General features: G+C 41.7%; 26 protein-coding genes and 1 other annotated feature. Of the genes, 18 read left to right on the top strand and 8 right to left on the bottom strand.

Translation table 11 applies throughout. The annotated features are described in order from the left end of the window. The first annotated feature begins 121 nt into the window (after nt 1-121). From QM454_RS11605 to QM454_RS11645, 9 genes are all read left to right on the top strand, one after another. A complete protein-coding gene (locus tag QM454_RS11605; protein WP_432358175.1) occupies nt 122-1,144 on the top strand; it encodes a glyceraldehyde-3-phosphate dehydrogenase in 1,023 nt (340 codons plus the stop codon). Between the two features lie 112 nt (nt 1,145-1,256). Then, nucleotides 1,257-1,721 carry a transcriptional regulator NrdR gene (nrdR, locus tag QM454_RS11610; protein ID WP_432358178.1) on the top strand — a complete coding sequence of 155 codons (465 nt, stop codon included), beginning with the start codon at nt 1,257-1,259 and terminating at the stop codon, nt 1,719-1,721. A 31-nt stretch (nt 1,722-1,752) separates the two neighbouring features. Beyond that, nucleotides 1,753-3,111, top strand: a complete 1,359-nt coding sequence (locus QM454_RS11615) for a replication initiation and membrane attachment family protein (protein WP_432358181.1) — start codon at nt 1,753-1,755, stop codon at nt 3,109-3,111. A gap of 1 nt (nt 3,112) precedes the next feature. Further along, complete coding sequence (gene dnaI / locus QM454_RS11620) at nt 3,113-4,057, top strand: primosomal protein DnaI (RefSeq protein ID WP_432358183.1); 945 nt, start codon at nt 3,113-3,115, stop codon at nt 4,055-4,057. Nucleotides 4,058-4,404: 347 nt separating this feature from the next. Continuing rightward, nucleotides 4,405-6,342 carry a threonine--tRNA ligase gene (thrS, locus tag QM454_RS11625; protein WP_432358186.1) on the top strand — a complete coding sequence of 646 codons (1,938 nt, stop codon included), beginning with the start codon at nt 4,405-4,407 and terminating at the stop codon, nt 6,340-6,342. Nucleotides 6,343-6,481: 139 nt separating this feature from the next. Continuing rightward, nucleotides 6,482-6,629, top strand: a sequence feature (ribosomal protein L20 leader region). 106 nt (nt 6,630-6,735) lie between these two features. Next, nucleotides 6,736-7,242, top strand: coding sequence for a translation initiation factor IF-3 (gene infC, locus QM454_RS11630; protein WP_432358189.1), 507 nt, complete (start codon nt 6,736-6,738; stop codon nt 7,240-7,242). A gap of 26 nt (nt 7,243-7,268) precedes the next feature. Continuing rightward, nucleotides 7,269-7,469: a 50S ribosomal protein L35 gene (rpmI, locus tag QM454_RS11635; RefSeq protein WP_252502652.1), complete on the top strand. Its 201-nt coding sequence runs from the start codon at nt 7,269-7,271 to the stop codon at nt 7,467-7,469. 130 nt (nt 7,470-7,599) lie between these two features. Next, entirely contained in the window at nt 7,600-7,959 is a 360-nt protein-coding gene (rplT, locus tag QM454_RS11640; RefSeq protein ID WP_060209871.1) for a 50S ribosomal protein L20, read from the top strand. Between the two features lie 151 nt (nt 7,960-8,110). Beyond that, nucleotides 8,111-8,401, top strand: a complete 291-nt coding sequence (locus QM454_RS11645) for a DUF1294 domain-containing protein (RefSeq protein ID WP_432358194.1) — start codon at nt 8,111-8,113, stop codon at nt 8,399-8,401. Nucleotides 8,402-8,420: 19 nt separating this feature from the next. Here QM454_RS11645 and QM454_RS11650 read toward each other — a convergent pair whose 3' ends face one another. Continuing rightward, complete coding sequence (locus QM454_RS11650) at nt 8,421-8,804, bottom strand: sigma-w pathway protein ysdB (RefSeq protein WP_432358197.1); 384 nt, start codon at nt 8,802-8,804, stop codon at nt 8,421-8,423. A gap of 97 nt (nt 8,805-8,901) precedes the next feature. On the opposite strand from QM454_RS11650, the gene QM454_RS11655 reads away from it, so the two are divergent. From QM454_RS11655 to QM454_RS11675, 5 genes are all read left to right on the top strand, one after another. Next, on the top strand, nt 8,902-9,387 hold the full coding sequence (locus tag QM454_RS11655; protein ID WP_432358200.1) for a dUTP diphosphatase: 486 nt from the start codon (nt 8,902-8,904) through the stop codon (nt 9,385-9,387). A gap of 85 nt (nt 9,388-9,472) precedes the next feature. Then, the gene (locus QM454_RS11660; protein ID WP_432358203.1) at nt 9,473-9,967 is read left to right on the top strand and encodes a helix-turn-helix domain-containing protein; all 495 of its coding nucleotides are present in this window, start codon (nt 9,473-9,475) and stop codon (nt 9,965-9,967) included. A 5-nt stretch (nt 9,968-9,972) separates the two neighbouring features. Continuing rightward, a complete protein-coding gene (locus QM454_RS11665) occupies nt 9,973-10,836 on the top strand; it encodes a metallophosphoesterase (protein WP_432358206.1) in 864 nt (287 codons plus the stop codon). A gap of 126 nt (nt 10,837-10,962) precedes the next feature. Continuing rightward, nucleotides 10,963-11,946 (top strand): zinc-binding dehydrogenase, encoded by a 984-nt coding sequence (locus tag QM454_RS11670; protein ID WP_432358209.1) that lies wholly within the window; start codon nt 10,963-10,965, stop codon nt 11,944-11,946. 85 nt (nt 11,947-12,031) lie between these two features. Further along, a complete protein-coding gene (locus QM454_RS11675; protein WP_432358212.1) occupies nt 12,032-13,711 on the top strand; it encodes a formate--tetrahydrofolate ligase in 1,680 nt (559 codons plus the stop codon). A 44-nt stretch (nt 13,712-13,755) separates the two neighbouring features. Here the strand turns inward: QM454_RS11675 and QM454_RS11680 are convergent, their stop codons facing one another. Then, nucleotides 13,756-15,453, bottom strand: coding sequence for a M3 family oligoendopeptidase (locus QM454_RS11680; RefSeq protein ID WP_432358214.1), 1,698 nt, complete (start codon nt 15,451-15,453; stop codon nt 13,756-13,758). 186 nt (nt 15,454-15,639) lie between these two features. Here QM454_RS11680 and QM454_RS11685 point away from each other — a divergent pair, with 186 nt between their 5' ends. Then, nucleotides 15,640-15,927, top strand: coding sequence for a DUF6509 family protein (locus QM454_RS11685; protein WP_432358215.1), 288 nt, complete (start codon nt 15,640-15,642; stop codon nt 15,925-15,927). Between the two features lie 70 nt (nt 15,928-15,997). Here the strand turns inward: QM454_RS11685 and QM454_RS11690 are convergent, their stop codons facing one another. After that, nucleotides 15,998-17,686 carry a methyl-accepting chemotaxis protein gene (locus tag QM454_RS11690; RefSeq protein ID WP_432358217.1) on the bottom strand — a complete coding sequence of 563 codons (1,689 nt, stop codon included), beginning with the start codon at nt 17,684-17,686 and terminating at the stop codon, nt 15,998-16,000. A 270-nt stretch (nt 17,687-17,956) separates the two neighbouring features. Between QM454_RS11690 and QM454_RS11695 the strand changes: the two genes are divergently transcribed. Continuing rightward, nucleotides 17,957-18,940: an NAD(P)/FAD-dependent oxidoreductase gene (locus QM454_RS11695; RefSeq protein ID WP_432358220.1), complete on the top strand. Its 984-nt coding sequence runs from the start codon at nt 17,957-17,959 to the stop codon at nt 18,938-18,940. Nucleotides 18,941-18,964: 24 nt separating this feature from the next. Here QM454_RS11695 and QM454_RS11700 read toward each other — a convergent pair whose 3' ends face one another. From QM454_RS11700 to QM454_RS11710, 3 genes are all read right to left on the bottom strand, one after another. Next, nucleotides 18,965-20,074, bottom strand: coding sequence for a DUF1648 domain-containing protein (locus QM454_RS11700; protein ID WP_432358222.1), 1,110 nt, complete (start codon nt 20,072-20,074; stop codon nt 18,965-18,967). Between the two features lie 3 nt (nt 20,075-20,077). Continuing rightward, nucleotides 20,078-20,461, bottom strand: coding sequence for a GntR family transcriptional regulator (locus tag QM454_RS11705; protein WP_432358224.1), 384 nt, complete (start codon nt 20,459-20,461; stop codon nt 20,078-20,080). Nucleotides 20,462-20,550: 89 nt separating this feature from the next. After that, nucleotides 20,551-22,074, bottom strand: coding sequence for a polysaccharide deacetylase family protein (locus tag QM454_RS11710; protein WP_432358227.1), 1,524 nt, complete (start codon nt 22,072-22,074; stop codon nt 20,551-20,553). A gap of 375 nt (nt 22,075-22,449) precedes the next feature. Between QM454_RS11710 and QM454_RS11715 the strand changes: the two genes are divergently transcribed. Next, the gene (locus QM454_RS11715; RefSeq protein ID WP_432358229.1) at nt 22,450-23,427 is read left to right on the top strand and encodes a rhodanese-related sulfurtransferase; all 978 of its coding nucleotides are present in this window, start codon (nt 22,450-22,452) and stop codon (nt 23,425-23,427) included. A gap of 161 nt (nt 23,428-23,588) precedes the next feature. Next, the gene (locus QM454_RS11720; RefSeq protein WP_432358232.1) at nt 23,589-24,407 is read left to right on the top strand and encodes a DUF368 domain-containing protein; all 819 of its coding nucleotides are present in this window, start codon (nt 23,589-23,591) and stop codon (nt 24,405-24,407) included. On the opposite strand, the gene QM454_RS11725 is transcribed toward QM454_RS11720, so the two are convergent. Continuing rightward, complete coding sequence (locus QM454_RS11725) at nt 24,400-24,738, bottom strand: DUF5658 family protein (protein WP_432358234.1); 339 nt, start codon at nt 24,736-24,738, stop codon at nt 24,400-24,402. The genes QM454_RS11720 and QM454_RS11725 overlap by 8 nt on opposite strands. Before the next feature lie 158 nt (nt 24,739-24,896). Next, on the bottom strand, nt 24,897-26,393 hold the full coding sequence (locus tag QM454_RS11730; RefSeq protein WP_432358237.1) for a catalase: 1,497 nt from the start codon (nt 26,391-26,393) through the stop codon (nt 24,897-24,899). Nucleotides 26,394-26,495 lie beyond the last annotated feature (102 nt).

A 26,495-nucleotide genomic window follows, 5' to 3' on the forward strand; every position in this document is an offset into this window, starting at 1 on the left:
ATCTGAAGAGTAGAACATCTCTATTTTGCTAACAAACTCTGTGCATCAAGGTAAATTGTGCTATACTAATTATCGATAAATGATAAAAAGTATATAACATTATGCAGGAGGGTTTTTTTTCATGACTACTTCGATAGCGATAAACGGATTCGGGCGGATTGGCCGCATGGTTTTCCGCCAAATTATTAAGAAGGATGACGTTAATATAATTGCGGTAAATGCTTCATATCCGGCAGAAACTCTAGCCCATTTGATTAAGTATGACACAAATCATGGAGTTTTCGATGGTGAAGTCGTTGTGGAGGAAGACGCCCTTGTTGTCAACGGCAAGCGGGTTCAATTATTAGCGGAGCGCGATCCGTCAAAGTTACCTTGGAAAGAGCTTGGTGTTGATATTGTCATTGAAGCAACGGGAGTGTTCAATGCACGTGATAAAGCGGCCCTTCACTTGGATGCCGGAGCAAAGAAAGTCATTTTGACAGCTCCAGGGAAAAACGAAGATGTCACGATCGTTCTAGGTGTGAATGATGACAAGCTTGATATTGAAAAGCATGATGTTATTTCCAATGCGAGCTGCACGACTAACTGTCTTGCACCGGTTGCAAAAGTGTTGAACGATACGTTCGGCATCGAAAACGGATTGATGACAACTGTTCACGCGTATACAAATGATCAGAAGAACTTAGATAATCCGCATAAGGATCTTCGTCGTGCACGTGCATGTGCACAGTCGATCATTCCGACTTCGACGGGAGCTGCAAAAGCGCTATCGCTCGTATTGCCTGAGCTTGAAGGGAAAATTCACGGAATGGCACTTCGAGTACCGACTCCGAACGTGTCATTGGTCGACCTAGTCGTTGATTTGAAGAAAGATGTAACAGTGGAAGAAGTAAATGAAGCATTCATGAAGGCTGCAGAAGGTCCGATGTCAGGAATCCTTCGCTTCACGACTGAACCGCTCGTATCCATCGACTTCAACACGACAACTGAATCTGCGATAATTGACGGGCTGTCGACAATTGTCATGGGAGATCGCAAAGTAAAGGTGCTTGCATGGTACGATAATGAATGGGGCTACTCTGCACGTGTCGTTGAATTAGCTATAAAAGTAGGAAATGCATTGAAATCCAAAGTGAATTCTTAATTGGAAATAAAAATCGTCCAGGTCGATTACGCGACTTGGACGATTTTCTCCTTTTTTTCAGTGAACTTCTGTTATAATCAATATACTATACGGAATTGCGGAGGAAGCAAAAATGATATGTCCAGCTTGTCATTATAATGGCACCCGAGTCGTTGATTCCAGACCTGCCGAAGAGAATCGATCTATACGAAGACGTCGCGAATGCGAGAAATGCGCTTTTCGGTTTACGACATTCGAGAAAGTCGAAGAGATGCCTCTCATCGTAGTAAAGAAGGATGGTACGCGGGAAGAATTTAGCGGTGAAAAATTGTTAAGAGGATTAATTCGTGCGTGTGAAAAACGTCCGGTTGATCTCGAAGCAGTGAAAAACATTGTTTATTTAATAGAAAAAGAATTGAGAAGCTCTGGGACGGTTGAAATCGACTCCAAAGACGTCGGTGAAATGGTCATGGAGAAATTAGCCGATATCGATGAAGTCGCATATGTTCGTTTTGCTTCTGTTTATCGACAATATAAAGACATTACCGTTTTTATAGAAGAACTGCAAAACTTGCAGAAGAAAAATGATGGAAATTAACCTTTATTAAAAGGAGAGGGGTTCCGACAAAATGCTTTACCAAGAATTACAACCAGTCGATACATTTACAATTAAATTGTCCCACCCATTTTCGGATTATGACCGGCAACTCCTCACATTGTTTTACCAACCATTAATTGGTCCAGATGCTATGAGTCTTTTCATGTCCCTTTGGGCAGATGCAGAGCGTGAAAAAGAAAATGAGTTTAATCATTATTATTTAATGAATTTATTAACCATGCCGTTAGTTAAAGTGTTTGAAGCAAGAATCACCCTCGAGGCGATTGGCTTGTTGCGGACATATTGTAAAATGGAAGGTCAGGATCGCGCTTTCTGCTATGAATTGTTGCAACCGATGGATGCGAAGTCTTTTTTCGAAGATCCGCTTTTATCGACTTTTCTCTTCAGTAAAATCGGTGAACAGGCGTATCGTAGTCTTAGGGCCCGTTTTGCGGTCGATGATCTTTTGGACGGGCAATACGAAGAAGTATCCCGTACCTTTTTGGATGTTTTTAAGCCAATTCGTTATAGTGCATCCGAAGGGATGGAAGAAGGCGGTCAAATGAAGGGACGCAATGAGTCAACTGGCGTTCCGTTTACTTATGATTTCGATTTCAATCTGTTTAGCGCGGGACTATCTGAACAGATGGTGCCTAAATCATCCCTCGCTACAGTGCCCAAGGAATTGATCGAGAAATTGGCTTTCCTCTATTCGTTAACCCCTCTTGAAATGCAAAAAGTCGTCATGATGGCGCTTGATGGAAATACAATGAAGATTCCTGAGGATCGACTTCGAAAAGCGGCTGTAGATTATTATAAGACGAATATTTCACAAACCGCTCCAATCCTTGAAAAAGTGTTCACGAAACAACCTGCTACGCCTAAAGAGGAACCGAAAACACGGGAAGATAAATTCATCTTCTATATGGAAAACACTCCGCCCCGAGAAATGCTGAGAGACTACACAGGAAAAGAACCGCTTCCTGTCGACGTTGAACTCGCAGAAAGACTTGTCACTGTCCATGGATTCCCAGTTGGCGTTGTAAATGTGTTATTGCACTATGTCATTATTCGTAACGACGGTAAAATTACAAAAAACTACGCAGAAAGAATCGCATCCCATTGGGCAAATAATAAAATTGAGACAGCAAAACAAGCTATGGAAATATCTCGGAAAGAACATGACCAATATATTAAATGGCAAAATGAAGGAAGTAAGAAAAAAACTGCATCCCGTAAACCATCTAGAGTTGAAAAAGTACCAGAATGGTTTCATAAAACAGATGATGAAAAGGAACTGCAGCCGACAGTCGATGAAGATCCAGCCATCGATGAAAAACGTCGTCAACTACTAGAGAAACTTGATGCAATGAGAAGTGGAGTGAAATAAGTTGGAGCGAATCGGAAATACATTGAAACGTGTATTCAATGCAACGGAACTGACAGAACGATACGAGCAATTAAGGAATGAAGTAATGGAGTCACCTGGCGTCCAGCAGTTCATTTCCGATCACTCAAGTGAAATTGATAAATCGGTCGTTGACAAAAGTTTAGGCAAATTATATGAGTACGTTACGGCTTCTCATAATTGCGAAAAATGCCCAAGTCTTGAAGGATGCGTGAATGTTATGAAGGGGTTCGAGCCGAAGCTTGTACTCCGTCATGGATATATCGATCTCGACTATGTCAAATGTGCATATAAACTTATTGACGATGAACGTCGCAATGTATCGAACATGATCGACAGCATGCATATGCCGAAAGATGTTATGAAGGCGCGGTTGCATGATGTGGATCTAGAGCACGATAATAGTAGGATTATTGTCGTCGAGGCGGCTGCGCAATTTTTAAGTGAAATAAGAGAGACAGGTGAACTACCAGAACGAGGGCTTTATATCCATGGACCATTCGGTACGGGGAAATCCTTCATCCTTGGTGCGCTCGCAAATGAGCTTGCCAACCTCCGCATTCGGACAGTTGTCGTTTATATTCCTGAATTTCTAAGAGAAATAAAGCAATCAATCCAAGATCAGACGTTGAATGAAAAAATCGACTTTGTTAAAAGGGCGAATGTGCTCATGCTCGATGATTTTGGAGCAGAGTCGATGTCGGCTTGGGCGCGTGATGAAGTGATCGGAACGATATTGCAGTACCGTATGGCGGAGAAGCTTCCGACATTCATTACTTCCAACTTTAATTTCGACGAGCTGCAACATCATTTGACGTACACGCAGCGTGGCGAAAAGGAAGAAGTTAAAGCCGCGCGTATTATGGAGCGTATTAAGACAATTTCTAAGCCCGTCCAATTAAAGGGGAAAAATCGTCGGAATGGGTAATAGGAAAACTCTCACTTGCAATTATCTGAGACTTTCCTTATACTAATGGATATCATATTTGAAAATGTGTTGAAGAGGACATGGATCGGTTCATCCATTTACAGAGATCAGGGTCGTTTGGCTGGAAGCCCTGAAGTGCAGAGAATCGATTTACCACCTTGGAGCAGCATCGGTGAACTAGTTGCGTTAGCCGATGACGGACCCCGGCCCGTTAGCCGTTTCAAGCTTCATCTTTCCGGTTGAATGATCGGATAGAAGGAAGAAGGGTGGAACCACGAGCAACAGCTTCGTCCCTTTTTTAGGGATGGGGCTTTTTTTGTTCAAAAAAATAGTGAGGAGTGTTAAAAATGGCAGAAAACATTCAATTAAAATTTCCAGATGGAGCGATAAAAGAGTTTCCGAAAGGCACGACAACAGAAGAAGTAGCAGGATCCATTAGCCCAGGGCTACGAAAAAGCGCACTTGCTGGTAAAATCGGCGACGAGCTTATCGACTTGAAAACACCAATTCAAGAAGACGGCGAGATTGCAATCATTACACCACAATCAAATGAAGCACTCGAAATCCTTCGTCATAGTACGGCCCATCTTCTTGCACAAGCCGTCAAACGGAAATTCCCGGACGCCAAACTAGGAATTGGCCCGGTCATTGACAACGGATTCTACTATGATATCGATTCGCCGACACCAATCACAGCTGAAGACCTTCCAGAACTTGAAAAAGAAATGAAACGGATCATCGGCGAAAATCTTCCAATTACACGAATTGATGTATCCCGTGAAGAAGCCGAAAAGCGATTTAAAGAAATTGAAGATCCATACAAACTTGAACTATTAGAAGCCATTCCGGAAGGCGAGCAAGTGTCCATTTACGAACAAGGCGAGTTTTTCGACCTTTGCCGAGGCGTTCACGTCCCTTCAACAGGCAAACTGAAAGAATTTAAATTGTTGAGCATCGCAGGTGCATATTGGCGCGGCGACTCAAAAAATAAAATGCTTCAGCGAATTTACGGTACTGCATTCTTTAAAAAGGATGAGCTCCAGGAGCACCTACGGATGCTAGAGGAAGCAAAAGAACGTGATCACCGTAAAATCGGGAAGGAATTGAATTTATTCACGAACTCCCAAAAAGTCGGCCAAGGCCTACCGCTTTGGTTGCCGAAGGGTGCTACGATCCGTCGCATTATCGAACGCTATATCGTCGATAAAGAAGTAAAACTTGGCTACGAGCACGTATATACGCCGGTACTCGGGAGCGTTGAACTTTACAAAACATCAGGTCACTGGGGGCACTACCAGGACGGCATGTTCCCTATGATGAGCATGGACAATGAAGATCTCGTTCTCCGTCCAATGAACTGTCCACACCATATGATGATTTATAAAAATGGCATCCACTCTTATCGAAACTTGCCAATCCGTATTGCAGAGCTCGGCACAATGCATCGCTATGAAATGTCAGGTGCGCTATCAGGTCTGCAACGGGTCCGCGGGATGACGTTGAATGACGCCCATATCTTCGTCCGCCCAGATCAAATTAAGGACGAATTCAAACGGGTCGTTCAACTTGTCATTGATGTGTACAAAGACTTTAATATTGAAGATTATTCGTTCCGTTTATCGTATCGCGATCCGGAAGATACTGAAAAATACTTTGACGATGACGAAATGTGGGAACGCGCACAAAGCATGCTGAAAGAGACAATGGATGAAATGGGCCTTCCTTACGTAGAAGCAGACGGCGAAGCTGCGTTCTATGGTCCAAAACTTGACGTACAAGTGAAAACGGCAATTGGCATGGAAGAGACACTTTCAACTGTCCAGCTTGACTTCCTCCTTCCTGAGCGTTTCGACCTCACATACGTTGGAGAAGACGGCAAGCATCACCGTCCTGTCGTTATCCACCGAGGCGTCGTTTCCACAATGGAAAGATTCGTCGCATTCCTAATCGAAGAATACAAGGGCGCATTCCCAACATGGCTTGCTCCAGTTCAAGTTGAAGTGATCCCAGTTTCACCAGAAGCCCATTTCGACTATGCAAATGAAGTGAGGGAAAAACTTGTCGCAGAAGGATTCCGTGTAGATCTTGATAGCCGTGACGAAAAAATCGGTTATAAAATCCGTGAAGCACAAGTCCAAAAAGTCCCTTACATGCTCGTCCTCGGCGATAAAGAAGTCGAATCCGGCGAAGTGAACGTACGAAAATACGGCGAACAAAAATCCGAAAGCATGCCATTCGACGATTTCATAAAGTTGATAAAAGCCGACGTATCACACGATAATTAATTATTATGGATGCAGAATAATTGTGTGTTGATTAAAAGGAATCACCGTTGATTGAAGCGGAAATCAACCGTTACAAATTTATCTATTGACAATGAAACTTCAAGATGATAGACTTATTAAGGTTAATGAATACAGTTTGTGGTATAAGAAGGAGCTACCCGCTTCTCACCTGATCGACGCATAACGTTGTTGACAGGTCAGCACATCAGTGAACGTGCCGTGCATTTATTTGCACGTACACATAAGCGGGTAGACAAATTTATATTTGTCTACCTTTTTTATTGTCCGGCTCTTTTTATCGAATGGACTAGGGACCGTCCGAATAGAAGACGGTATACCCAAACCGTGTATTCGCGAGACAACATTCGGAGGTGGATTACTATTAGCAAAGACATGTACGTAAATGAGGGCATCCGTGCCCGCGAGCTTCGTCTCATTGACCATAACGGCGATCAGCTTGGAATCAAATCACGCAATGAAGCACTTGATATTGCAGCACGTGCGAATTTGGATCTTGTCCTCGTCGCTCCGACAGCAAAGCCACCAGTAGCCCGTGTTATGGACTACGGTAAATTCAAGTTTGAGCAACAGAAGAAAGAACGTGAAGTGAGAAGAAACCAGAAAGTCATTAACGTCAAAGAAGTGCGTTTAAGCCCGACAATTGACGAGCATGATTTTCAAACGAAGCTTCGCAACGGCATTAAATTCTTGCAAGCAGGTGACAAAGTAAAGGCGTCTATCCGTTTCCGTGGTCGTGCAATTACGCACAAGGAAATTGGACAACGTGTATTGGACCGCTTTGCAGAAGAATGCAAAGAATTCTCAACGGTTGAAGTGAAACCGAAAATGGAAGGCCGGAGCATGTTCCTAATACTTGCCCCGACTGCCGAAAAAAAGTAACACGAACGATTTAGGAGGAACAGATCATGCCAAAAATGAAAACTCACCGCGGATCCGCAAAACGTTTCAAGAAAACAGCAACTGGTAAAGTGAAACGCGGCCGTGCATATACAAGTCACCTTTTTGCTAACAAGTCTACAAAAGCGAAACGCCACTTGCGTAAAGCTGCACTTGTTTCTTCAGGCGACTACAAACGTATCCGTGAAATGATCACTTACATGAAATAATCATTTTTTAAAATTCCGTTCAAAGAGAACGATGTACGAAGGCGTGGCGACAACCGTCAGCCCAAGTTCCATATCCTCTTTTTGAACCACTATTACAACATTCTTTAGGAATAGCAGGAGGTAATGAACTATGCCACGCGTAAAAGGTGGAACAGTGACGCGCAAGCGCCGTAATCGAGTATTGAAATTAGCTAAAGGCTATTTTGGATCAAAACATAGACTTTACAAAGTAGCAAACCAACAGGTCATGAAATCATTTAACTATGCATACCGTGACCGCCGTCAGAAAAAACGTGATTTCCGTAAACTATGGATTACACGTATCAACGCGGCAGCACGTATGAATGGTCTTTCATACAGCACATTGATGCACGGTCTTAAAGTGGCTGGCATCGAAGTGAACCGCAAAATGCTTGCTGACCTTGCAGTAACAGATGCACAAGCATTTGCACAACTTGCAGAAACAGCAAAAAAATCAGTCGCAAAATAAGTGACTGATCATAATATAGCCCCGCGCCGATAACCGGTAGCGGGGCTTATTGTTTTTGTAGAAAAACAGTAAGAAAACTTATGTGTTTTATATAGTTCTTCTTCCTAAGTTCATTCAATAAAGTGTAGAATAGAGACAGGGAGTTGACGATATGAATGTACTAATTATCACATGGATCATATTTATATCCATTTGGTCTTTCATAATGATGGGTTATGACAAAAAGCAATCGAAAAAACGAGGGCGCAGAGTGCCGGAGAAAACATTATGGCTATTTGCTATTGTCGGCGGAGGAATTGGTTCCTATTTGGGCATGATGGCATTCAGCCATAAAACACGCCATACACAATTTCGGGTTGGCTTTCTGTTCCTTGCGTTAATCTACATAGGAATTATCATTTATCTACTCGGCGTTAATCCATTCGATATGAACAGTGTATAAAAAAGAAAAGCCCGCTATATTAACGGGCTTTCATTAATGTCTCAATTGGGTTTTTCCAACTAATTTCAGCATTTGGATAATTGGATTGGATTTCAGAAGACAGGAAATAAAAATCGTCCTTCGTGAACCCTTGAAGCTTTGTCTCATCTTTCACCCATACGAAAATGGATACGACATCAAAGGAGTCTTCTGTCGTCCCTAAATATTTTTCACCTTCAAAAAGGGCGCCTTTATATGTAATAAAGAAATTCTTTCTTACATTTTTCACATCATCATAGAAATAATATTGCTCTTGTTCGTACGCCTCGTCCAATTTCCGTTTTGGATCCAGTAAATAACGGATACCACGATAAAACAAATAGACGATGAATGCAATGATGACAAAGCGGATTAGTAATCCCATAACAGCATCCCCCTACAAAAAAATAAATATAGTCTTCTACTTATACGGATAGGAATCAGTTTGGTTTCAAGATACATACGATTATGGAGGTTTTTTTATGGAACTAACAACTTTATTCAAAATGCAACGAGAACTGGATACATACATCCAAAAAAATCAATCGATTACCGAAGATGTTTTTAAAGAAAAAGGTTTGGCTCTTCTTGTTGAACTAGCAGAATTAGCAAATGAAACAAGGTGTTTTAAGTTTTGGAGTTCAAAGGGACCGTCGGAGAAAGAAGTTATTTTAGAAGAATACGTAGACTCCATCCATTTTATTCTTTCGTTAGGAATTGAAAAAGAGTTGGATTCGTTGAAGGAATGGCCAGTAGGCGAAGTTATGGGCGATTTGACTGAAGTATTTCTGAAAACAGTTACTGCTATTCAGGAATTTATCGCGAAATCAGATATGGAAAGTTATAAGAATGTTTGGATTCACTATGCTGCAATAGCGAAGAAAATAGGGATTTCCTATATTGAAATAATGCAGGCGTACGTGGAAAAAAATGAAGAAAATTATAAGCGACAGCAAACTGGTTATTAATGATTTGATAGAAAAATAAATTTTGATTGACAGAAGGAACTATGAAAAATAATATAGAGTTAAGTAAATAGGAGGAGGCATCACCGTGAACGATTGGAGTAAAGAAGACTTTGGTATTAGATTAAAGGCCTTAAGAGAGCAAAGGGGCCTATCAATGATGGCGTTCGGCGCAGCAATCGGCACATCGGCTAGTAGAATTAAAGATTGGGAGAAAGGTAAGAATGCCCCTTCCGCAGCATGGATTGCAAAAATATCCGAGAGATTTAATGTCTCAACTGATGAATTGATATTGGGAGACCCAAAAACGTCACGCGCATTTACTGCGAGCAGTTCATCGAATGTAGAAATGCTATATGAACGACTACGTGAAAACTTAGTCATCACAAAAGAAGCGGCTGAGTCGGATGAGAAGTTGGTTGAACTTTATAACTCCATTGATGCAGAGAATAAGGAGCGTTACCGAAGCGGCAGAGGAAGAAGGCTTGCGGAGCGAGAACTACTTTCCATTTTGACGGATTTACCGAAAAAGGATGTACTCGAATTATTAGAGCTCGCAAAAATTAAGAAACGTTGGCTGTAAGCTGAATGTCTGTACGAAAACGAAAGAGGCACAACGGCATCATATTATTCATTATTATAGTATTACTAGTTGGAATTTATCTTTATAAAGATAACACTACGATCGGGGTAACCTTCATTGAAATCGAAGCTTCCGGTCTTCCGAAAAGCTTTAATAATTATCGAATTGTCCAACTTTCGGATATCCATGATTCGAATTTTGGCGATAACAACTCAGATTTAGTGAGTAAAGTGAAGTTATTGTCACCGGACGTCATTTTCATTACGGGGGATTTCATTGATCGGAACAGATACGATTTGGAGCAAAGTTTAGAAATCGTCAAGCAGTTACACGGTGTTGCACCTTTCTATTACGTGACCGGCAATCATGAAATTTCTACGAATGACCAAAGTCGAATTAAAAATGAGCTAACGGCTTTAGGCGTTCATGTATTAACGAATGAATCATTAACAATTGATAGTGCACAAGGTGATAAATTTGTAATCGGCGGAATTGAAGATCCGCTGTCCAGTAATCTTGACGAGAAGGAATACGTCGAACAAGTTATTGACAAAACATTCAAAGACGCCCCGGATGAGCTGTATAAAATCCTTTTGTCGCATCGGCCAGAACAGTTCGATGTGTACGCGGACCGTCAAATCGACCTCGTCTTCAGTGGGCATGCCCATGGCGGTCAAATTCGGATTCCTGGCATTGGTGGCTTAATCGCCCCAGGGCAAGGATGGTTTCCGAAATATAGTTCCGGCGTCCATGAAATGGATCGGACTACGATGATCGTGAACCGTGGTCTTGGCAATAGTATTGTTCCGATACGAGTATTCAATCGTCCGGAAATAGTAGCTGTAACATTGAAATCTTCAACTAAATAGCAAAATACGAAAACGCAAAGAGATTTTTTCTTTGCGTTTTTTTATTATCAATGTGAAAACAATCTGTTAATGTTGTATGATAGGATAGTATACAATTCGTAGAATATTTTCAACGGGGGTTATTGTGTGAAAGCTATCATTCATGAAAATGGTCAGTTGAAAATTGGTGAAATGCAAGAGCCGATTGCGAGTGTTGGTGAAGTCGTCGTTGCACTGCATGCCGCGGGTATGAATCGAAGAGATATTAAAATACCTGAACGGCGGGGAGATGCAAAAGATCCACTCATACTTGGTTCAGATGGTGTCGGGATCATCGAATCAATTGGGGAAGGTGTGGACAACTGGTCAATAGGTGATGAAGTCATTATAAATCCATCGTTACGCTGGTTCACGCAAAGTGCTGCACCACCAGAAGGGTTTGACATTTTAGGCATGCCTGATCATGGTACTTTCGCTGAGAAAATTGTCATTTCTGCCGAGCAGATTGAAAAGAAACCTACTAACCTATCAATGGATGAAGCATCCGTGCTTGCTTTAGCTGCATTGACAGGCTACAGGGCACTATTCACACAAGGTCAATTGAAGAAAGGAGATACTGTCTTTATTCCAGGAGCGGGAAGCGGGGTTGCGACATATCTCATTCAATTTGCCAAAAACACCGGAGCTCGAGTTATTGTCAGTTCACGTGTGGAAGAAAAGCGTAAGAAGGCATTGGAGCTCGGCGCAGACTTAGCGATAGACACGAACAGCAACTGGAAAGAGGAGCTTGCGGGTGAAACAATCGACCTCGTCATCGAAAGTGTCGGAAGAGCGACATTCAATCGTTCTTTGGACGTATTAAAGCTTGGAGGAAGGATTGTCGTATTCGGAGCAACGACTGAAGATGTTATTGAGCTGGATTTGCGTAAATTCTTCTACGGGCAATATCAGCTTTTCGGCTCAACAATGGGCAGCAGGGAAGAGCTTCGGGCGATGTTAAAGCATGTTGAGGAGTTTGGAATAAAACCAGTCATTGATAAAGTGTATCGTCTCGAGGATGGCTTGGAAGCTTTCCGGAACTTAGAAAATAGTGAGCAGTTCGGAAAACTTGTTTTGCGCATAAAAGATTGAGTCATTTGTAATTTTCATCACAAAATAACGTTAGAGTGATTTTGAATACGTTATCATTAATGACAAAGAGAAGGATGTGGCCATTTTGACTGAAAAAGCAAAACCACTAACGGATTTAGCGATTGCTGCTTCTGCAGAAATGCAACCGATTGGAAATATCGCACGTAATGCGGGCATTCCTGAAGAAGCCATTGAACCGTACGGACGGTACAAAGCAAAAATTGATGTATCCAAATTGCCATCAACGAAATCTTTCGGGAAAGTTGTACTCGTTACAGCGACGAGTCCGACACCTGCTGGAGAAGGAAAATCGACAGTAACTGTCGGCCTCGCAGATGCACTTTCCAAACTAGGTGAAAAGTCAATGATTGCTTTACGTGAACCTTCCCTTGGTCCTGTCATGGGAGTGAAAGGCGGAGCCGCGGGTGGCGGATACGCACAGGTGTTGCCGATGGAGGAAATCAACCTGCATTTTAATGGCGATATTCATGCAATTACGACTGCGAATAACGCACTTAGTGCGATGATTGATAACCATATACATCAAGGAAATGCATTGCAAATTGATCCACGCCGAATCACTTGGAAACGAGCGATGGATATGAATGACAGATCTTTGCGCCATATTACAATCGGTCTTGGAGGTCCTGGACAAGGCGTGCCGCGAGAAGATGGCTTTGATATTACGGTCGCTTCTGAAATTATGGCAGTGTTCTGTTTGGCGACGAGCTTGACCGATTTGAAAGAACGATTATCACAAATGGTAATCGGATATACGTACGATAGAGAAGCTGTCACAGTAAGGGACCTCGGTGTTGAAGGAGCACTTACATTATTGTTGAAGGAAGCATTCAAACCGAATCTCGTGCAGACGATTGAAGGAACGCCTGCTTTAATCCATGGTGGGCCGTTCGCAAACATTGCACATGGATGTAACTCATTAATGGCAACGAATACGGCTAGACGATTGGCTGATATTGTTGTAACAGAGGCAGGATTCGGTTCCGACCTCGGCGCTGAGAAATTTATGGATATAAAAGCGCGAAAAGGTGGATTCGCTCCGGATGCAGTCGTACTTGTGACGACTGTCCGTGCTTTAAAAATGCATGGCGGAGTAGCGAAAGCGGATCTTGGTAAAGAAAATGTCCAAGCAGTAAAAGATGGTATCGTTAATCTTGAAAAGCATGTGGAAACCGTCCAATCCTTCGGTGTACAGCCTGTCGTCGCATTAAACCGATTCATTACAGATTCTGTAGCAGAGCTTGATTTTATTTTGAAATGGTGCGCAGGGAAAGGTGTCCGTGCGGCATTGACAGACGTTTGGGGACAGGGCGGTGCAGGTGGTCTTGACTTGGCGAAACAAGTGCTTGAACTGTTGGAGGAACCAAATGAGTTTGCGCCTCTCTACGATGTGGAGCAACCTGTTATTGATAAAATTACAGCAATTGTTCAAAAGGCGTATGGCGGAAATGGAGTTATCCTTACTGATAAAGCAAAGAAGGATTTATTGCAAATCGAACAGAATGGTTGGGATATCTTGCCGGTCTGTATGGCAAAAACGCAATATTCCTTCTCTGATGACCCTAAGAAGCTAGGAAGACCTTCAGACTTTACGATTACAATTCGTGAAATTATCCCGAAACTCGGCGCAGGATTCCTTGTCTGTCTAACGGGAGACATTATGACGATGCCAGGTTTGCCGAAGAAACCGGCTGCTCTTCAAATGGATATAGATGAAAAAGGAAATGCGGTAGGATTGATGTAATTCGATTGTAAAAGGGCTGCCTATTGGGCAGCCCTTTCAAATTATTATAATGATTTATCATCAACCGAATTTAACCATTGTTCAATTGTGCCGATGACAGACTCTACGCAGCCATCCGCGAACGGCGAAATCAAATTGGCCTCTTCCACTAATTCTGTAAACGGCTTCGATCCGCCAAGCTTACATAAATGTAAATAATCTTTCCATGCAGCCTCGCGATCCTCAAACGAACGCTTCCAAAATTGGAACGCGCAAATTTGTGCTAACGTATAGTCGATATAGTAAAACGGAACTTCATAAATATGTGACTGGCGCTGCCAAATGGATCCCGCTTCCAAATATGGATGGCCATCGTAATCGCGCATTGGCAAATATGTCTTCTCGATTTGCTTCCAAACAGCTTTCCGCTCTTCAGGTGTCATTTCAGGGTTTTCATAAACGGCATGTTGGAATTCATCAACAGCTACGCCGTACGGTAAAAATAGAAGTCCGTCGCTCAGGTGAGCAAATTTGTATTTCTCCGTATCGTCTTCAAAGAACAGTTCCATCCATGGCCAAGTGAAGAACTCCATACTCATGGAATGGATTTCGGCACCTTCATGTGTCGGCCAGACGTACTCAGGGATGCCGATATTACGGCTTGAGTACACTTGGAAAGCATGCCCCGCCTCGTGTGTAAGTACATCTATATCACCCGATGTACCATTAAAGTTCGAAAAGATGAAAGGAGAATCATAATTATCGATGAACGTACAATAGCCTCCAGTTTCTTTCCCTTTCTTCGCTTCTAAGTCTAGAAGGTGCTTATCTGTCATGTATTTGAAGAACTCATCCGTTTCAGGTGAAAGCTCAGCATACATCTTTTTCCCGTTTTCAATAATCCACTCAGGCGATCCTTTCGGTGTCGCATTTCCGCTCAAGAAATTAAGAGATTGGTCGTAGAACTTCAATTTATCAACGCCGATACGTTCTGCTTGGCGCTCGTATAACTTCGTCGCAAGCGGTACAATATAGTCTCGTACTTGGTCACGGAAGTTTTTAACCATTGCAGCGTCGTAGCCAATTCGGTTCATTCTTGCGTAGCCAAGTTCAACAAAGTTCTTAAATCCTAATTTCGTTGCGATTTCATGTCTCACTTTTACAAGGTCATCATAAATGCGGTCAAAAGTATCACCGTTTTCTGCATAGAATGAATAGAGGGCTTCCATCGCGGACTTTCTAACGCCTCTATCAGTCGACTCTGCATAAGGTCCAAGTTGTGCGAGGGTCAATGTTTTTCCGTCAAACTCAATTTGAGCGGAAGCAACAAGCTTGGCATACTCTGAGGTCAGTTTGTTCTCTTGTTGAAGAAGAGGAAGAACTTCCGGTGAAAAGGATTTTATTGCATTGTCCGCTAGGGCGAACAGCTGTGTACCCCATTTTTCCTCAAGTTCCTTTCGGAAAGGTGTCTTCACTAACTCTTTGTAGTAGGCTGTACCAAGTTCCTGAAATTCGGGGCCGATTTCATCGAAATAATCTCGTTCCTTTTGATAAAACTCATCATTCGTGTCGATTGACGAACGGATGTACATCAAGTTGGACTGTGTAGAATAATTGCTTCCAATTGCATTTAACTTTTCAATAACATTGTTTTGTTCTTCAAAGGAACTTGCAGAATGGAATTGTTCAAGCAAGCTATTGAATTCTTGTTTAATGTTGTTCATGTCGGGTCTTTTGTACTCAAATTCTTCAAATGTTAACATTTACATTCCCCCGTAATCTATTAGTGTGAATATAATTCACTATCATTATTGTTAACTAACCATTGCGAAAATGCAAAAGAAAGATAATATGTTTCGCTACAAATTTTAATGGAAGCGAATACGTGACCATTGCACGTCATTTGCTGTAATATAGGAATGAGAAATAATAGGCGAGGATGAGACTAAGTGGAAATTATTGAATATAGCATGATTGAACTTATTGACCCGACAGGTATTTTGACGGGAAATCGATATGAATTTCGCATATACGTAAAATTTGATGAGGAAGATGAGCTCTATAATGAAAAGGGGACAGGCGTACGTGTAATTTATTCGGTTGATGGAGGAATAGGGAAAGTAGCATCCTACCATCTGTTTGAACGGGCAACGGATGAAGTTCTCGATTTCGATCTTGACGATAACGAAATTGCTCAACTGGCCTCATTTTGTGAGGAGCATTTGGAAGAAGAATAAGCGAATTACAATAAAAATCGTTGAAACGGCTCCCTTCAAAGCGGGCATCCAGTTTCAACGATTTTTCATTTTAAAACGTAAAGCGGTTTACTTCTTTTTGTAGATTTTCGGCTAGTCCGGCTAGAGTTTGTGAACTTGTTGAAATCTCTTCGTTTACTGCCAATTGCTCTTCTGTTGCCGCACTTGTTTCTTGTGCAGTAAATGCAGTTGATTCTGCTAACTTTTTCACTTCCATTGATGAATGAGCAATCGTGTCAGTCATGGAGCGAATTTGCCTAATCGCTTCCGTAACAATCGACACATTCTCATTTACTGCTTCAACAGAAAGCTCGATATCATTGAATGTTAGTAGAGAACGGTTCGTAGCTGTTAATCCTTCCTTTACGCTGCTACTTCCGGTATTAATAGCATCGACTGCTTTTTGCGTCGCGTCTTGAATAGAGTGGATCATTTCGCCGATATCCGCTGCCGAGGCTTTGGATTGTTCTGCAAGACTACGCACTTCCTCAGCAACGACCGCAAAACCTTTTCCATGCTCGCCTGCGCGAGCCGCTTCAATTGCTGCGTTTAATGCGAGTAAATTTGTTTGTTCCGATATAGCTGTAATTAAAGAAGTGACTTGCTGAATTTCTTCGGACTGTTTGGCCATCGATTGAATAATTGAGGCTGCCTCTTGTATGATCGAGTCGGTATTTGACATTTGACCGGATAAGCTTTCTATCGTTGAAGAACCTGCTTCCACATGTGAAATAACCGTTTTCATCGCTTCGAGCATTGTCGAGTTGCTGTCCGCAATTTGATTAACATCTACAGTCAACTGAGTAACCGAATCGACCGTTTCATTTACTAAATCGGATTGGTTTTCGCTATCCCTCATATTTTTCTCGGAAGCAGAGGCGACCATTTCGGATGATGCGAGACTTTCCTCTGAACTTGCCGATAATTGCTCTGCCTGTGCTGCCAGTTCTTGTGAAGAGAAACGGATCTGTTCCATTAGGTTTTTCACATCGGCAGTCATTCTGTTGAATGCGTTCGCCATAGTGCCAATCTCGTCTTTATTACGGATGTTGACGCGCTCGACGGATAAATCACCCGTTGCCATCTTCTCAATTGCTACCGTCATTTTTCGGACAGGAATCCCAATACTGCGGCTAATCATGTAGCCGACAATTAATGAAATAAGGACTGCAAGCCCGATGAAAATGAAGGTGAGCAAATGAATGAAGTTTGTCATTTGCGATAACTCATTACGGGAATTTTGCATTTCGAGCTTTTGGTTCTCTTTCAATTCGGTTGCTTTTTCCATGATCTGTAAGTTGATGTTATTCGCTTCTCTAAGAAGGTTTCGATTCTGAGTCTCATTCGCCCTCATGAGGCTATAGCTAATTTCATCGACCATTTCACTAAATTGCATATGTAATTGATTTATTTCCTCGACGATTCCACTATCATTCGTATTTAGGAATGCTTCATCCAGCTCATTGATTAATCCTGTTGCATTCGCTGTCGACTCATCCCGCTGTGCAACAAACTCAGACGTTTTAAATAGAACATAACTGCTAATTGCAATATATCTTTCCTTTTGCGCACTGATTAGTTCATCGGATAAATTTACTTTATGCGCTCGGTCATCGATTAGTGTTGCAAACTCGTCATTCATCTTCTTCGTAGCAAAGAAAGAAGCGCCCCCCATGACAAGCATAATCGCAAGTAGAACGGAAAATCCCGCCCAAATCTTTTTGGATACTGATAAATTCATGTAATTAGTCCCCCCAATAATAAATCCCTCTTTGAAGTACATATATACTATTATACTTGCTTGAGAAAAAAATACTATATTAAAATTTAGAATAGTAGGCGTATACGAAAAATGCATTTGTAATTAATAAATTCGGTGCGCACTAAGTCAAATTATGTGTTTTTTATTGAAAAATAGTAGATAATGTGTAGAGTAGATATGTAGGGGATACGGATAAAAGGGATTTTTCTTACATCGATCCAAATTTAAATTACATTGGAGTGTTTATAGATGAGCAATGAGATTGTCGATATTACAATTGTAGGCGGGGGACCAACAGGGCTTTTTGCTTCGTTCTATGCAGGTATGCGGGAAATGTCGGTTAAAATTATCGATAGCTTGCCACAACTCGGAGGGCAGTTAATTGAACTATATCCGGATAAATTCATATATGACGTTGGCGGCTTTCCAAAAATCCTTGCAAAGGATCTCGTCGCAAACCTTGTTACTCAAGCACATTATTCGAAACCTGAAATCCATTTAGGGGAAACTGCACTTTCCGTAACTCGCGATGGGGACCATTTCATCCTTCAAACAGATAAGGGTGTCCATTTGACTCGCACAATTTTGTTGACTGCGGGAATTGGCGCATTCCAGCCACGTAAAATTGGATTGGCTGAAGAAAGTGAATTTGAAGGTAAGACATTGCATTATGGAATTAAAGACCTTTCTTTATTCAAAGGAAAAGATGTGCTCGTATGCGGTGGGGGAGATTCAGCAGTAGATTGGGCATTAATGCTTGAAGACATCGCGTCAAACGTCTCTCTCGTCCATCGACGCGAACGTTTTACTGCACATGAAACGAGCGTAAACCAATTGATGTCATCGAAAGTGAATGTACTCACTTCCCGTTCTATTAAGTCAATTGCAGGGGAAGATGGCAACGTTAAAGAAGTCGTAATCGCCCAAAAAGATGGTACGGAAGAAACGTTGAACGTGGACCACGTCATCGTGAACTATGGAAATATTTCATCTCTCGGCTCGATTAAAGAGTGGGGCCTTGAAATGGATCGTAACTCGATTGTCGTTAATTCCCGAATGGAAACGAATATAGAAGGTATTTATGCAGCAGGGGATGTCACAACTTACGACGGAAAAGTGAAGCTTATTGCCGTCGGATTAGGAGAAGCTCCGACAGCTGTAAACCATGCAAAAGCATATATCGATCCGAAGGCAAGACTGCAACCATTGCACAGTACAAGTGTCTTCAAATAATAAAAACCGGCCTGCGCCGGTTTTTTAATTTAAGAAAAATGTAATTACCAATATGACGAGCAATGGACCGAAGACAATTAAATAGCCAATTGGATTCCCGAAATTCAACGTCCACCCGACCCCGAACCTCTTTTCAACAAAGATGGAAGGGTCGTTTTTATTTACATAAAATACGCCTGCTTTCCAATAAGCGTCATCATCATAATCTGTCACACCCTCGATTGGTTCCTCGTCAATTTCGAGTTGAAGACGGGAACCCCCTTGGCCGACTTTGAATGCGTAAATTGCGGTTACGATTAATGTTATGAAAAGAAAGCCTAAAGGCATCGCCAACATAAGGATTGGCCCGCCAATATTTCCATGAATAGTCGTTAGCTGCAGGAAGCTGAAAAGGACTGTCATAGAAACAGACGTAAAAAAGAGCAGCCAGCTTGTGTACTTCCTAAATGATAATTGTTGAATACGTGACGTACTCTTTTTGGCCGCGTTTAGCTTCACCCCGGACTTTTTCGTAGACGCATTAATCGCGAGCATCATCCCTTGCATGACGAGAAGTACGAGTAGTAACGCGATAACTGAAAAAGGGTTTTTCTGTGTAAAAGCATCCGGTTGTCCATCAGGGCCCCAATGGGTTGGAATGAGATCCGGCATAGCGCCGTATTGGGCCGCTGTATAGCCGATTAGACCGAGTGTAATCGCGCTCGGCAATGCGAACATGAGAGAAGGCAACATTTCATCAGTAGAGCGGCTCGTCAAATCTGCTACGCGCACTCTTTTTAAGTTTTCTCCCCATTTATTATCGCGCTTTCTTTTCATCGTCTTAATATGGAAGTATAAGTAAAGCCCCATACTAATTAAAAGAACTCCGAACTGAATTATCAATCCTGTGAAGACAAGTCGCTCTTCATATAATTGATTTCCGACTCCCCAATTCATATAAGTTATCAGGCCAGCGATACCAATGAAGAAGATGATTGCAGAATATGTTTTCTTATAGTTTGCGAGCGCTATGTCATCTGTATGCCCTTCAGGAATCGTCACTCCGAAAACAATCGTCTTTTTCAAGAGGAAGGGGATAGCAGCCTGCATAACGGTCAAAAATAAAATGATTACCAAAAATAATGTAAGTACCAATGTTCATCCCTCCGTAATTTCCGAAATAATTGATGATGCGAGTGATAAAATCTGTTCCTTGTTCATTCCATACACAATTGACTCTGCAATGAGTGGTTTCAGATGCTGTTTTATGAGGTCTTGTTGCATTTCACTCGGACCTTTTGCGGATATTGAATTAATAATTGCGCCTGACTTCGGGATGATTTCAATGATGTTTTTCCGTTCAAGCTCATGATACGCTTTATTCACTGTGTGCATATTGACGCCAAGGTCGGCTGCGAGGGATCGGACGGAAGGCAATGCTTCCGAAGGCTTCAATGCTCCTGTAGCAATTAGTTCAACCAATTGATTCGCTAATTGTGTATATATCGGTATTTCTGAAGACGGTTCGATTTGAATGAACATCGTATTCCCTCCATTCTGTTCTAATACCATTATAACAGAAATTCGAGTTAAATTGTACTTATAACGAAAAAATCCCCTGAACAAAAAGTTCAAGGGGATGTATTTTCCAACTCAGCGACTGTGACAAAATCATAGCCTTCATTTTTCAAATAGGTGAGAACCGATTCGAGCCCATCGGCAGTCGATTGATGAATGTCATGCATTAATACAATGCTTCCATCTTTCACATGCTCCTTCACTACTCGAAGTAACCTGGCTGGATCGCGATACTTCCAATCGAGTGTGTCGACATCCCATAAAATAATCGGCAAACCTGTCATATTGTGGACAGTTGTATTGACAGCACCGTAGGGTGGTCTAAATGCTTCGACTTTTTGTCCAGATACTTCTTCGATAATCGCGGACGTTTTTTCAATTTCTTTAGCAATTCGTTCGGGCCCGAGTTTTGTCAAGTCTGCGTGCGTCCAAGTATGGTTGCCTAATTCATGGCCGGCTTCTATCATTTCATTAACGATGTCAGGATAATATTCGACACGGCTACCTAGCATGAAAAAGGTTGCTTTTGCATTGTGTTTTTGAAGAGTTTCTAAAATTTGTCTCGTTACTTTCGGATCCGGACCATCGTCAAATGTTAATGCAACTTTTTTTCTCTCGGTTTTAGCAGGAGGTGTAGTTTCAGTTTGTTCATCGTTTATTGCATCCGAATGAGTCGGTGTTTCTCCGAAGTTTTTATCGCCTTTTTCTTCGGTTGATACTCCTACCGAACCAATATCTGGAATTTCAATTGCATCATCATTATCTTTTGGCTTGAACTCGGAAGCTAAAAGGTCTTGAACAAGATCGCTAGACAGAGAGATGATAGGGGGGCCGACGATACGATCCGCTATCGTATTTTCGTCAAAATAAATAATAAGTGCATCATCCGTAATGGCGAAGTTTCTGTAGTTCATCCAAAGAGGTTCTGTAAATCTTTCCATTTCTTGTTGGAAAAGGTGTCCTTTTAATGAATCATCGTTTTGAATTGCAAGACGGACGAGCGAGGAAAGTGTTTGTAAACGAAGGAAATCACCTTCGAACAAGTCCCTAATAGAAAAGCTTTCACCGGTTTCGGGATTTAAGTGGAACGAACGGATTTCCATTTTGCCAACATCTTTATCACTAAAGATACTACTGTTCAAAAAGACGAAGGAATAGTTTCCTGATACATGCGGTAGTGTTTCGTAAGAGATATTCAATTCGCCTGTCGTTTTTTCATCGATTTGATGTTCTTCCATCATTGTAGCTAGATATGTAGTTTGAACGTGATCGATATAGTTCTTTACTTCCATATTGAATTCGTTATGTATACTTTGCGGATATTGGATGGCGAATGGAGCTCTTTTATCGTTTGATGTTTTTGTAATGATTTTAATGCCTGGATAATTTGAATCTATTTGTTCTGTTTCAACAGGGGCTCCTGCTCCCGTCGTCTCCTTAGTAGAAGATTTTGAAGTGGATAGGCCAATCTCCGTCATGAAAATGAGGTAGATCGCACTCATTGTTAAGAGGATAATAGCTATGGAAAATGTGATGTCGATCCAAATGGAACGTGATTTTTGACGCTTTCTTTTCATGTTGCGAGGCTCCTTTACGATTTTGTATAGCACAATTCTGTTAAACTTCCAGACTGATCTTCCTGTAAAGTTAGACGGAGTAACACCGTGGATAGTTTCGAAGAATCGGGAAAAATGTCGAATGTATTTACTAGTAGTATACTACAGTTATGTAATCATTTGGGATAGGTAAATAAGGGCAATTGGTATGAAGTTTACATATAGGGAGTTGAATGAAAATTGCTTTTTGATTAACTGATTTTATGTTATACTTTCAAATGCCCGGAACTTGCATATTACGGGCAAGCAGTTGTGTGTTTACAATCGGATATTGTAAAAACCGATCAGGGCTGTTATTTCTATTGCAAAGAAAACAAACAGAAGGTGGTCGAGGAAATGGAAAAAGGAGCATATCGGGTATTGTTGTACTACAAATACGTACACATTGAAGACCCGGAAGCATTTGCTGCCGAACATTTAGCTTTTTGTAAGGAACTTGGATTGAAAGGTCGCATACTTGTCGGTGAAGAAGGCATTAACGGCACATGTTCTGGAACTGTCGAACAGACAGATGCATACATGGAAAAAATGCATAGCGATGAGCGTTTTAAAGATCTTTGGTTCAAAATTGATGAAACAGATGGACATGCGTTCAAGAAAATGCACGTGCGCCATCGGAAGGAAATTGTCAACCTGAGCCTTGAGGAAGACATTAACCCATTGGAATTAACGGGCGAGTACTTGAAGCCTGAACAATTCCTGGAACGGATGCAGGATGAAAACACAGTCGTCTTGGATACGAGAAATGATTACGAGTATGATCTTGGTCATTTTAGAGGCGCTATTCGACCTGATGTTGAGACATTCCGGGACCTTCCAAAATGGATTCAGGAAAACAAAGAGCAGTTTGAAGGCAAGAAAATACTTGCATACTGCACTGGTGGTATTAGATGTGAAAAGTTCACCGGTTGGATGAAGCGTGAAGGCTTTGAAGATGTTGCTCATCTTGAAGGTGGTATTGTCACGTACGGAAAGGATCCTGTAGCGAAAGGACAACTTTGGGACGGGCAATGCTACGTATTCGATGAGAGGATTGCGGTTCCAATCAATCAGGTTGAACATGTTGTCGTTGGACGTGATCATTTCGACGGAACGCCATGCGAACGATATGTGAACTGTGCTAACCCTGAATGCAATGCGAAAATTTTGTGCTCTGAAGAAAATGAGCATTTTTATATGCGCAGCTGTTCGGACGAATGCCGCACACATCCACGCAACCGTTATTTTGTTGAACAAAATTTAACAGTTGAAGAATTCGACAAAAGAATTGAAGCGATTGCAAAAAAACGCGCTGAAGAAAAGTCTGCTATTTAATAAAATGTTTCACGCTTGGGCATGTGTTCCACTACCCAAGCGTGTTTTTATTTTAGATGTTTTTTGGAGAGTGAAAAACTTCAGATTGTATTTAATATGACTCATGGCCAACAGTAAATGGTATACTACTATCATTGAAAAGATATTGGAGGAACTGCAGAATGGAATGGAAGAACATTTATCGTGGATTCCTTATGGGAATTAGCGACTTGATTCCAGGAGTGAGCGGAGGAACAATTGCATTCATTCTTGGCATATATGATCGATTATTATTAGCAATTAGCGGTTTTTTCAGCCGTGATTGGAAAAAACATATTGGTTTTTTATTGCCATTAGGAATAGGAATTGGCTTAACATTAGTGCTATTTAGCAGGGTTATTGACTTTTTGTTGAAAGATTATCCAAAGCCGACCCAATTTTTCTTTTTAGGATTAATTATCGGAGTCGTTCCTTATATAGCGAGGCAGGCGGGTGTTAGAAAGAATTTTAAAATCGGCCATTTCCTCCTGTTGCTTGCGGTCGGTGCTGCGTTAGCATCTACAGCCTTCATTAAACCAGCAGAAACGAGCGTCATTACATCGTTAACGATGCAAAATACATTTGGTTTATTTTTTGCAGGGTGGCTTGGCAGTATGGCTATGCTTTTGCCTGGGGTGAGCGGTTCATTCATTTTGCTATTATTAGGTGTTTATGCAACAGCTATTAACGCACTTTCTACATTGAATCTTCCAATTATTATCGTCATTGGTGCTGGGGTCATTGTTGGCTTCATTGTAAGCAGTAAGGCAATCCATTTCCTTATGGCTAAATTCACTCATGCTATGTTTGCCATTATAATTGGATTAATTATCGGTTCAGTATTTGTTATTTATCCTGGTATTCCGGAAAGCGGGACGCCATTTGTCATGAGCGTTATCGCTCTTCTGACCGGTTTAATTGTTGCAAATATATTCAATGCGACTAGCCCATCGACTAAATGAATGCGGCTACTATAATGATCCATGATATATGGATGAAGATGACTAATGTATAGATGACAAGTGCAACAACGAGAATATTTCTGACGAGAAACGATGGTTTCATATAATGCATGAGTACAAATAGTAGAATTGGTAGACTTGCCTTTAGTAAATAGAATGCGATGACGTTCATGTCGTATACAGAATATACGAATGGATTTGCTTCTTTAATATGCCCTTGACGGATGCCGAAATCTGTAAATATCGCGTCAATCATGCATAAACAAAATAGAAGGAAACATGTATTTACTAACCGGTCTTTAGATGTTTGTAGTACCTTTGCTGATTCCATACGTATCACTCCTGAGATTCACTTTACAAGCTAGGATATGGAGTGATTGGATGATTTATTCAATCTGGTGGCGGAAAGATTTTTCGGCCATTACTACTTATCATTTTTCGGCAAGAAAAAATGCCAACGAAAGGAAAAATCCTTCCGTTGGCATTTTATTATTTACTTGTAGTTTCTTGTTTAGCCAATACATCATCCATTGAAATGCCGAGTGCAGCGGCAACACCTTCTCCGTATGCAGGATCTGCTTGGTAGCAATGGCGAATATGACGGTATTTAATTTCATTCGGTGCATCACCCATATTGCGAGCGGTGTTGCCGAACAATACTTCTTTTTGTTCATCGCTCATCAAGTTGAACAATTTGCCTGGCTGTGTGAAATAGTCGTCGTCATCTTCACGGAAATCCCAATGCGCTGCGTCGTCATAGATTTTAAGTGGTGGCTCTTTGAAGTCGGGCTGTTCTTTCCATTCCCCGTAACGGTTTGGTTCATACGAAGTTCTGCTTCCGTAGTTGCCGTCCACTCGCATCGCACCGTCCCGATGGAAGCTATGGACTGGGCATCTTGGTGCGTTGACCGGAATTTGGTGATGGTTAACTCCTAGACGGTAGCGTTGCGCATCACCGTAAGAAAACAGTCTTGCTTGCAACATTTTATCAGGTGAAAAGCCGATGCCAGGTACGATTGCTGCTGGTGTGAAAGCCGACTGTTCCACTTCAGCAAAATAGTTTTCTGGATTGCGATTTAATTCGAACTCACCGACCTCAATAAGAGGGAAGTCGCCCTTAGGCCAAACCTTCGTCAAATCGAACGGGTTATACGGCATATTGAGAGCTTGTTCTTCTGTCATCACTTGGATGTACATTTTCCACTTCGGGAAGTTGCCATTATCAATATTCTCCATTAAGTCACGTTGGTGTGATTCACGATCCGTCCCGATTAATTCAGTTGCTTGTTCATCTGTTAAATTTTCAATTCCTTGTTGAGAACGGAAATGGAACTTTACCCATACGCGCTCATTATTTGCATTGATCATGCTGTACGTATGGCTACCGAAGCCATGCATATGACGGTATGACTTCGGAATTCCTCGGTCACTCATAACAATAGTAATTTGATGTAATGCTTCAGGGAGGGAAGTCCAAAAATCCCAGTTGTTTGTCGCACTACGCATGTTCGTGCGTGGATCCCTTTTGACGGCATGGTTTAAATCAGGGAAATGGAGCGGGTCTCTAAAGAAGAAAACCGGTGTATTGTTTCCGACAAGATCCCAGTTACCTTCTTCCGTATAAAATTTAAGTGCGAAACCTCGGATATCTCGTTCAGCATCAGCAGCACCGCGTTCTCCGGCGACTGTTGAAAAGCGGGCAAACATATCAGTCTTTTTCCCAACTTCAGAGAAAATCTTCGCTCTCGTATATTGGGTAATATCATTCGTCACCGTGAACGTTCCATACGCGCCTGATCCTTTCGCATGCATACGTCGTTCTGGTATGACTTCACGGTCGAAATGTGCAAGCTTTTCAATCAACCAAACATCCTGTAAAAGGATGGGGCCTCTAGGACCTGCAGTCATCGAGTTTTGGTTGTCCACTACGGGAGCGCCGGCAGCGGTCGTCAATTTCTTTTGAGAATGATTATCATTGTTTGTCATTGATAATGCCTCCTTAAATGAATTGTCTGCTATCTTCCCTATAAATATAGCATATATTTACTATAGTATCCATGTTATTTATAATTATTACAGATAAATAAT

Source organism: Sporosarcina sp. UB5 (assembly GCF_050859005.1).
GTDB lineage: Bacteria > Bacillota > Bacilli > Bacillales_A > Planococcaceae > Sporosarcina.

Coding starts and splice junctions, on each gene's coding strand:
- QM454_RS11650 (WP_432358197.1), bottom strand. CDS start 8,804: ATGGGATTACTAATCCGCTTTGTCATCATTGCATTCATCGTCTATTTG.
- QM454_RS11615 (WP_432358181.1), top strand. CDS start 1,753: ATGCTTTACCAAGAATTACAACCAGTCGATACATTTACAATTAAATTG.
- QM454_RS11655 (WP_432358200.1), top strand. CDS start 8,902: ATGGAACTAACAACTTTATTCAAAATGCAACGAGAACTGGATACATAC.
- rplT (WP_060209871.1), top strand. CDS start 7,600: ATGCCACGCGTAAAAGGTGGAACAGTGACGCGCAAGCGCCGTAATCGA.
- QM454_RS11680 (WP_432358214.1), bottom strand. CDS start 15,453: ATGTTAACATTTGAAGAATTTGAGTACAAAAGACCCGACATGAACAAC.
- QM454_RS11730 (WP_432358237.1), bottom strand. CDS start 26,393: ATGACAAACAATGATAATCATTCTCAAAAGAAATTGACGACCGCTGCC.
- infC (WP_432358189.1), top strand. CDS start 6,736: ATGTACGTAAATGAGGGCATCCGTGCCCGCGAGCTTCGTCTCATTGAC.
- QM454_RS11720 (WP_432358232.1), top strand. CDS start 23,589: ATGGAATGGAAGAACATTTATCGTGGATTCCTTATGGGAATTAGCGAC.
- QM454_RS11725 (WP_432358234.1), bottom strand. CDS start 24,738: ATGGAATCAGCAAAGGTACTACAAACATCTAAAGACCGGTTAGTAAAT.
- QM454_RS11605 (WP_432358175.1), top strand. CDS start 122: ATGACTACTTCGATAGCGATAAACGGATTCGGGCGGATTGGCCGCATG.
- nrdR (WP_432358178.1), top strand. CDS start 1,257: ATGATATGTCCAGCTTGTCATTATAATGGCACCCGAGTCGTTGATTCC.
- QM454_RS11645 (WP_432358194.1), top strand. CDS start 8,111: ATGAATGTACTAATTATCACATGGATCATATTTATATCCATTTGGTCT.
- rpmI (WP_252502652.1), top strand. CDS start 7,269: ATGCCAAAAATGAAAACTCACCGCGGATCCGCAAAACGTTTCAAGAAA.
- QM454_RS11705 (WP_432358224.1), bottom strand. CDS start 20,461: ATGTTCATTCAAATCGAACCGTCTTCAGAAATACCGATATATACACAA.
- QM454_RS11665 (WP_432358206.1), top strand. CDS start 9,973: ATGTCTGTACGAAAACGAAAGAGGCACAACGGCATCATATTATTCATT.
- QM454_RS11715 (WP_432358229.1), top strand. CDS start 22,450: ATGGAAAAAGGAGCATATCGGGTATTGTTGTACTACAAATACGTACAC.
- QM454_RS11710 (WP_432358227.1), bottom strand. CDS start 22,074: ATGAAAAGAAAGCGTCAAAAATCACGTTCCATTTGGATCGACATCACA.
- QM454_RS11690 (WP_432358217.1), bottom strand. CDS start 17,686: ATGAATTTATCAGTATCCAAAAAGATTTGGGCGGGATTTTCCGTTCTA.
- QM454_RS11695 (WP_432358220.1), top strand. CDS start 17,957: ATGAGCAATGAGATTGTCGATATTACAATTGTAGGCGGGGGACCAACA.
- thrS (WP_432358186.1), top strand. CDS start 4,405: ATGGCAGAAAACATTCAATTAAAATTTCCAGATGGAGCGATAAAAGAG.